The sequence below is a fragment of the Thiohalophilus sp. genome (genome assembly GCF_031581315.1).
GTDB lineage: Bacteria > Pseudomonadota > Gammaproteobacteria > UBA6429 > Thiohalophilaceae > Thiohalophilus.
This window is the reverse complement of sequence record NZ_JAVLAZ010000133.1, coordinates 1-4,546: the sequence shown is the minus strand read 5'-3', so window position 1 is coordinate 4,546 and position 4,546 is coordinate 1. Positions and strand designations below refer to the sequence as shown.

General features: G+C 55.0%; 4 protein-coding genes and 1 tRNA gene. 2 read left to right on the top strand and 3 right to left on the bottom strand.

All coding sequences use genetic code 11. The annotated features are described in order from the left end of the window. Nucleotides 1-314: 314 nt before the first annotated feature. Nucleotides 315-806: a cytochrome c5 family protein gene (locus RI563_RS12635; protein WP_310694741.1), complete on the bottom strand. Its 492-nt coding sequence runs from the start codon at nt 804-806 to the stop codon at nt 315-317. 184 nt (nt 807-990) lie between these two features. On the opposite strand from RI563_RS12635, the gene RI563_RS12630 reads away from it, so the two are divergent. After that, a tRNA-Arg gene (locus tag RI563_RS12630) sits at nt 991-1,067 on the top strand. Nucleotides 1,068-1,522: 455 nt separating this feature from the next. Next, nucleotides 1,523-2,341, top strand: a complete 819-nt coding sequence (locus RI563_RS12625) for an amidohydrolase family protein (RefSeq protein WP_310694740.1) — start codon at nt 1,523-1,525, stop codon at nt 2,339-2,341. Between the two features lies 1 nt (nt 2,342). Here RI563_RS12625 and RI563_RS12620 read toward each other — a convergent pair whose 3' ends face one another. Beyond that, on the bottom strand, nt 2,343-4,238 hold the full coding sequence (locus RI563_RS12620) for a TonB-dependent receptor plug domain-containing protein (protein WP_310694739.1): 1,896 nt from the start codon (nt 4,236-4,238) through the stop codon (nt 2,343-2,345). Nucleotides 4,239-4,344: 106 nt separating this feature from the next. Next, nucleotides 4,345-4,546: omptin family outer membrane protease (locus RI563_RS12615; protein ID WP_310694738.1), on the bottom strand; the 202-nt coding region annotated here is incomplete at its 5' end.

The following is a 4,546-nucleotide window of genomic DNA, read 5'->3' as shown; positions in this document are numbered from 1 at the left end:
GCCGGGAGCGACCCATCGGCGACCTTGCCGGGGTTCGAGAGGTCGCGGCTACAAGCCCCTCCCACAAGTTAGGTGCTAGGTGCTAGGTGCTAGGTGCTAAAGTAAGTAGGCCGGACATAGCGAAGCGGTGTCCGGCAACCCGGGAAATGCCCGATACCGCTGCGCTATATCGGGCCTACCTGCTCCGAGGCTAGCCAGCAGGGGCGAGTAACAAGACAAAGCAAAAGCCGGGCATAAGCCCGGCTTTTGCTTTTGTTTCCTCGGCCCTCGTAACTCGTCCCTCGTCACTCCCCGAAGGGGGGGCCGCAGGGCGACTATTGGCTTTCGCCGACCATGTATTTCACAGCGGCCTTGACTTCCTCGTCGCTCAGGCCGGCGTTACCGCCCTTGGGTGGCATGCCCTTGAAGCCGTTGATGGCGTGGTCGAACAGGGTATCGTTACCCTTGGCGATGCGATCCGCCCAGGCGTCCTTGTTGCCCAGTACCGGCGCACCGGCTGCGCCGGTGCCGTGGCAGGCCATACAGGCCGAATCATAGACTGATTTGCCGTCAGCCCCGCCGCCGCCAGCGGTTTCCTGCTTGACCTCGGCCGTGTTCACCTTACCGATGGGCGCGATCCGCTCCTCGATGGCCGCCTGGACTCGCGGATCATTCTGGACATCCACGGACTCCTTGCCACTGATGATATTGGCACCGATGATGGCCAGTATCAGGAACACCAGCAGACCAACCAGAATTCCCACAAAAACCTTCATAAAATCCGCGTCTTTTTGATCCACGTTTATACCCTCTACGTTAGGTCGCATGTAGCCGGCGCCTGGAACGCGCCCGACCGATGTCAAATTTGGCGCCGATTATAATCGTAAACCACCTGCGCCACCACCGCCCGTGGCCGCTCGATTCCCGTGTGGACGAAATATGACAGGAAAGGTAAGCTACGCGCAGTCCTGACCCACAAAACCAAGAGTTTTACTGGGTTATACAGATAACGCGCCCGTAGCTCAGCTGGATAGAGTATCGGTCTCCGACACCGAAGGTCACAGGTTCGAATCCTGTCGGGCGCGCCATAAAATGCAAAAGGGTCTTCCTTGTGAAGGCCCTTTTGCATTTTCGGCCCACTACAAAATCTCGAACCTGTGACCGCAGGTCAAATGAGGTTCGACAAATTTGTCTGGAACAAATTTGGACAACGCGAAGCGTTGCCCGCAGGGCGAGGGCCAGGGATGGCCCGAGTCAATCCTGTCGGGCGCGCCAAATAACAAAAAGCCCATACTAGATAGTATGGGTTTTTTGCTTTACGCCCGCAGGATGAGAACCTGTGAAACAGGTTCGACAAGCAACCGGAGGTTGCGCAGAACGCCGGAGCCCCAGCGACGGCGGCCCCGAAGGGGTGAGCCGCTATGCGGCGAATAATCCTGTCGGGCGCGCCAAATAACCAAAAGCCCGTACCAGCTAGTATGGGCTTTTTGCTTTCCCCCACTGACTGGATTGCCGGCCCTGCGGGCATGCTATTCTTTCGACCATGCTCCGTGTTGCGCTACTGCTGCTTGTTTTCCCGTTCGTGTCCGTCGTCAATGCGGCGTTGCCCCTGTTCGACGCGCATCTGCACTATAACGAAGAGGATGCGCACGAATTTACACCCCAGGCAATTATTCGGATACTCCAGCGCAACAAAGTCACTCACGCCCTGGTAACCAGCCGTCCACCGCAACGGGTGCAGGCGCTGCACGAACAGGCACCGGATCGGATCATCCCGTTTCTCGGGGTCTACGAACAGCTCGCCGACAAGCAGACCTGGCACCAGGACACAACCTTGCCGGCGCGTGTCGCCAGACAACTGGAATCGGGCACCTGGTACGGGATAGGTGAGCTGCATATCTTTGCCGAACACCGCCACAGCCCGGTTTTACGTCAATTGGTTCAACTGGCCATGCAGCACCGATTACCGCTGTTGATGCATGCCGACCCGGCTATCATCGATACTATTTATGACATTGAACCCGGAGTCAGGGTCATCTGGGCCCATGCGGGCGCCTATCCGTACCCGGATCTCCTGGCGGATTATCTGGGCCGTTATCCGAACCTGTCTATCGATCTTTCGGTACGCAATGAACGGATTGCCCCTGGCAGTGAGCTGGGTGAGCAATGGTATGAATTATTTATTCGCTATCCGGATCGGTTCCTGGTGGGGGTGGATACGTTCAGCCCCAATCGCTGGCGGGAATACGCCGCGATCACACGAACGATTCGCGGCTGGCTTGCGCAATTACCTCAGGATGTCGCGAAACAGCTGGCCTATCACAATGCCAGAAGCTTGCTGTTGTCTTCAGAAACGGAGTGAATCAATCCAGGTCGAGTTTATAAGAGACATAAAAACGCCGTTCGGGGAAGTTGTGCAGCCGGCTTTCCTGGACTTCGTCAAACACATTTTGGACCACTACCGCCAGCTCCTGACGACGGGAGCTCGCTCCGAACTTTTTTGCCAATCGCATATCAACCCTTTTGTAGGGTTCATAAGTTTCATCTTCGACACCGAGATTCTTGTGCTCGCCTTTCTTGTAGAAACCAAGACTACCGCTATAGTTATTATTGAAGTCCCACATACCCAGAATGCTCAGGGAATTGCGGGGTGCGGCAAGATCGTAGGCGCTGGCACCTGCGATATTCGTGGAATCGATACTGAGGCGTGAAAAAGCAATATGAACCCGCGCCCGCTCGGAGGGTCGCAGAGTAATCTGTGCTTCGAACCCTTTTATGGTGACATCGTCGAAGTTGTTAAACCAGTATGTCCCATCCGGGGCGCTGTCGTCGTATATAATCAGATCCGAGACATCTTCATAGAACACCTTTAGATCGGTATTGATAGCCCCGTCTTTTGTCTCTGTCAGATAGCCCAGCTCATAGGCCGTAATGTATTCGGGGTCAACATCGTTTTCCCAGTAAAAACCGCCTGGATAGACATCATCCAGATAGGGATATTCCTCGGTCATTACCGGCTCGCGCGTTGCGTGCGAGACACTGGCTCGAATCGTGTCACGGGGAGAAAGGTGATAGTTAATACCGAACCTGGGCAAATAATCCACGCCGGCCAGGTCGTTATCCTCAACCATCAGTCCGCCGTTTATGATCAGATCACGTGAATGGCGGTATTCCATATTGGCAAACACGCGTCCGATATTGACATACTCCGGCGCCTGCTCAATCACAAAATAATCACTCTCGGAACGATCCTGACGGTAACTGCCACCCCAGGCGACCCGGACGCGCTGGCCAATGTTGAACGTATGCTGCAACTCGATATCATGACGCTCGGTATCGTAATTTTGATCGTTGGTGACGTAATCCTTTTCCTCGTTAATCGCGGTACGATAGTATTGCAAGCGTAGCTCGCCATAGTTCGGCAGGGCCCTTATCCAGCGGACCTGCTGGTACTGGGAATTGACCTGGCGTTCGTAATCCGGGTACTCATCCGGTCGGATTGAATTATCTTCCTGGCGCGTTCCGCCGTTATAGCCCGCCTGAAATATCAATGAGTCCCGGTTATTGACCTGATAGTCGCCCCGGAAGGTCATCATCTTCACAGATTTACTGTCGTGGCGCAGTTTGAAGCCATGATCTTCCCGATAACCGACAGAAAAGACATAGTCCATGTCACCCAGGTTGTTGCCATAACGCAAAAACCCTTCGCGCAGACCATTATCGCCAATATTGGTTTTGACGTGGGTGCCGCGATCCAGCGCTGCATCGCGGGTAATGATATTGATGACGCCCATGAAGGAGTTGGAACCGTAACTGGCCGCATTGGGGCCACGCACCACTTCAATGCGCTCGATGTCGTCCATAGTGATCGGCAGATCGACCCATGGCACGCCACCGAGAATCGGGGTATAGACGGAACGCCCGTCGATCAGTACCTGCTGATGACGCACATAGCGGTCATGCAACATGTGATACCCGGTCACCGGCAGATGACCACTGTCGTAATCAACCACGAAGCCGGGCACCAGGCGCATAAGATCGGGAATCTCGGTAAAGCCAGAGGCCTCGATCATCTGGCGATCGATGACGGTCATGGAAATGGGGGCGTCGCGCACCGACTGGCGCAGGCGGGTAGCGGAGAGCACCACCGGCATATCTTCGAACAGTCCTTCCTCGGCCCGCACAGGGCTGTCTTCCAGTGACAGTAGCAGCGCAACAAACATTATCGGCAGGAGGCTACCGGCCCGGGGAAAATCCATCCTGTACACTCTTTTTTATTAGTTGTTTGGTGTTATCGGCACATGGGGGTTTTCCCTTAATACTACCAGTATTTTCCACAGGGGCCACCGTTTCAGGTATTTTCCATTAAAAACGGTAACTTACTCCGATCGACAATAACTCGCTACGGTTGTCGGCCCCGGCGCAGTTGGTGCAATAGCCGGTGATGGCCCCGCTATTCGCATCCCGATACACCGTATCTCCCCGCACTTCCTCGTAGTCCTGTCTATCGTAACGGGCCACTATCCCCAGCTGTCTGCTCAGGCGGTATTCGAGACTGATTTCATAG